At 39.7% G+C, this 1301-nt stretch carries 1 pseudogene; it reads right to left on the bottom strand.

What is annotated here, in order from left to right:
• Window positions 1–438: 438 nt before the first annotated feature.
• Window positions 439–1301 (bottom strand): annotated as a pseudogene (locus tag J3U16_RS11890) (hypothetical protein); the annotation flags it as partial.

Raw genomic sequence — 1301 nt, forward strand, 5'->3', positions numbered from 1 at the left:
AAAAACACGATGCAACACTTTTTTTCGCTCATTTACGTTAACTTTTGTAAATAGGATCTAAAATGGATCTAAATTATAATTGGTTAATTGATGTTTTAATTGGAGATGTTGCAATTACAAATCTTTAAAATCAGAGCGATTAATCCTCAAAAATTTTATTTTAGGGCTTTGAATTAGAAATTTAGTGATTTTGAGCATTTAATAATTTTTAAGTGACATTTAAAACCCCAAAAACCCCGCTCCTCAACTTTTTTTTCGATAAAAAACCCCAATAATAAACCCGCCGAGGCGGGTAATTTAAATGTCGCTAAGCCACAAAATCGCTTTTTTTATAGCTAAACGACGTTGACTCCTTGAGTCAGCTTACTTTTAATCACCTAATACTATTTTTTATCACCCCCGCCCCCGCCCTAAGGATTAAGGACGAAGAAATAAAAACTAAGGATGGGTGCAAAGGCCGTAAAAGTACTTGTAGGTGTAGTCCGAAAACACAAAACCGTCGCGTGTGTCGATGATAAGCTGGTCAAAACCACCCGGGTCACTAGTCCAGTAAAAATTGTTGCTGAAGCCAGCAGAGTAATCATACATTTGGCCCCACTCCGTGACAAAACCTGAACCTATATGACGCATGTACAAATTATTATGCGAGGAAGGGGTGGCGCCTAAATTACCACCATAATTTGAATTTGTTAAATCCTTTACCTTAGGTACTCGATAACCAATACGACTACACCAAGATGAGGTAAGAGAATAAGCGTCCGCATAAGAACCACGGTGGACGAACCACTGCTTCAAAGTAAAACCATATTTGACGACTGGAGTACCATTAGTATCACGACCGACCAACTCGAAAGTCTGAGGCAAAGTAGGTTTAGAAATAGGACTGGATGAATTAATCTGGGATCTGGTAGCGTAAGGACCAGTTAAAGTAACACGTACGCTTGTAGCAGTAGAATTAGACATTGTGACTGTGATACCACCCTGAGAAACAGGAAACCAAGACAGTGGCTGACTACTACCACTAATGAGTAAATCAAAGTACAATCTATTAGCGCCAGTTGTAGGAAAGTTTCTACCGTAAAGTGACGGGTCTGTTTCTTGAGTGAGAAAACCCTTATCAGGGTCCCACATCGAAGACGGACCGCGGAAATCGTGAGAAGTACCATCCTCATTAAGCTTACCATATTTTAAATTAGGCCTAGCAAAACAAACCACCGGCCCAGCCTTAGGATTGACGTAATAAGTCTCACTACGAGCACTGAAAGTACTACGATTAGGAAATCCGTAACGAGTTGATAATG

It is taken from the genome of Gilliamella sp. B3023 (genome assembly GCF_026536845.1).
In the GTDB taxonomy this organism is placed as follows: Bacteria; Pseudomonadota; Gammaproteobacteria; order Enterobacterales; family Orbaceae; genus Gilliamella; species Gilliamella apicola_E.